Source organism: Polaromonas sp. P3_C2 (genome assembly GCF_056402675.1).
Genome location: NZ_JBFUGX010000759.1, coordinates 1 through 1,789, shown reverse-complemented (window position 1 = coordinate 1,789; position 1,789 = coordinate 1). Strand labels below are relative to the sequence as shown.

Here is a 1,789-nt window from a genome sequence, read left to right as displayed (position 1 = left end):
GGCATGGCCCCCTGAACCAGCACCTCCATGTCCGGCGAATTCAGAAAAACCTCTCTGAGTGCATCACCAATGGTGCGCAAAGCCCGCAGTGTGGTCGTCAAAACCATGGTGCGCCCCCCGAGACGTCCCGACCATCTCGCTGCAGCTTCGGCGACTTTCATGGTGTGCGCCGGGTCTCCCGGTTTGGGGAACACCTCAGGCACATACAATGCCGCCTGCCTCTCGTAATCAAAAGGACTTCCTACCCGCAAGACCTCGGCATCTTCCAGTCCGCAAGGCTTGGTAAACCAGCTGAGCTTGTCGTCATCTCCCAGTGTGGCGGAGGTGAATATCCAGGACTTCGCCGAGCCGGCGGAGGCACCCAGCACTTTGCTTTTCACCGCCTTCGAAATATCCAGTGGCGACTCGACCAGCCGGAGCTGGGTTCCCACGTCCGCCCAGCGCACGCAGCCCGGTTCGCATGCATGAACGAAACGCTGGGCGCGTTCCGCCAGTTCCTCGGCACGCTCATGGAGGCGAACGAAATCAGGCGCGATTTCACTGACCGTATCCAGGGCGACACAAGCCCGCTCGCAGGACGTGTGAATGACTTGCAACGCACTGTTCCACTCAGCCGCATTCAACCCCTCCGGAGACTCACCCACCCATCGCAGTTTGGTGCCTGGGTACTGTTTCCCGGCACACAGACGCAGCTCGCGCGCAGCGTGCTCGACGACCGACACCACCTCCTGCCAATCCACCAGCCCGCGGGCCAGCTGCAGGCCGGTTGCCAGCATGTCCCTTGCAAAATCAAGAAGCTGGCCCGTGGTCAGGTTTGTTCCCAGAAATTGCACGCCGGTCTCGTTGAGCTGGTGCGCTTCATCGAAGATGGCGATGCGTACGGAAGGCAGCAACTCAGCGACGCCGGATTCGCGCACCGCCAGATYGGCAAAAAACAGGTGGTGGTTGATCACCACCACGTCGGCAGCCATGGCTTCCCTGCGGGCCAGGTTCACATGACAGGCCCGAAAACGCGGACAGGTGGCGCCCAGGCAATTTTCACGCGTGGAGGTCACCAGAGGAATCATCGGCGAACGTTCATCCAGCCCCGGGAGTTCGGCCAGGTCGCCGGTGCGCGTGAGCTTGGACCATTCTTCAATTTTGGCCAAGGCGCGCACGGAAACGCCGTCGGGCAAATAAGCCTCCTGGCGCGCCATTTCCATGCGGTGCAGACACAGGTAGCTGGCCCGCCCCTTGAGCAGCGCCGTGCTGACCGGAAGAGCCAGCGCCTCCACCAGCCGCGGCAAATCACGACCGAAAAGCTGGTCTTGCAAGGCCTTGGTCGCCGTCGACAACAACACACGCTCGCCGCTCAGCAAAGCGGGGACCAGGTAGGAAAAAGTTTTACCGACGCCGGTGCTGGCCTCGACCACCAAGGGATATGCACCCTCGATGGCACGTGCCACGGCCAGGGCCATTTCGGTCTGGCCGCTGCGAGGCACAAAATGCTCGGCGGCGCGTGACAGGACGCCTCCCGGCGCGAAGGCCTCTTCGACTTCAATCGCAAGGGTCATCAAGCAGGCTCTGGGGGATCCAGCGACAGCTCAAGCTGTGCAATCTGGTCACGAAGCTGCAAACGTCGCTTTTTGAGGCGCCTGAGCAACAACTCGTCAATGGGAAAGGCGTGCGCGGTCAGGTCCACCAGCGCATTGAGATCGGCGTGCTCCATTTTGAGTTCGATCAGCTGGCGTTCCGGGGAATGTAGATTTAAGTCCAAGGTTTTTTATCCGTACACGCTGCTTCGCTTGAT

At 60.9% G+C, this 1,789-nt stretch carries 2 protein-coding genes; both read right to left on the bottom strand.

Translation table 11 applies throughout. The features are described 5' to 3' along the window. The coding region (locus AC1DWI_RS21605; protein WP_477725724.1) for an ATP-dependent DNA helicase at positions 1-1,553 on the bottom strand (1,553 nt) is incomplete at its 3' end. Next, positions 1,553-1,756 (bottom strand): DUF465 domain-containing protein, encoded by a 204-nt coding sequence (locus AC1DWI_RS21600; RefSeq protein ID WP_457280662.1) that lies wholly within the window; start codon positions 1,754-1,756, stop codon positions 1,553-1,555. The genes AC1DWI_RS21605 and AC1DWI_RS21600, both read right to left, overlap by 1 nt. Positions 1,757-1,789 lie beyond the last annotated feature (33 nt).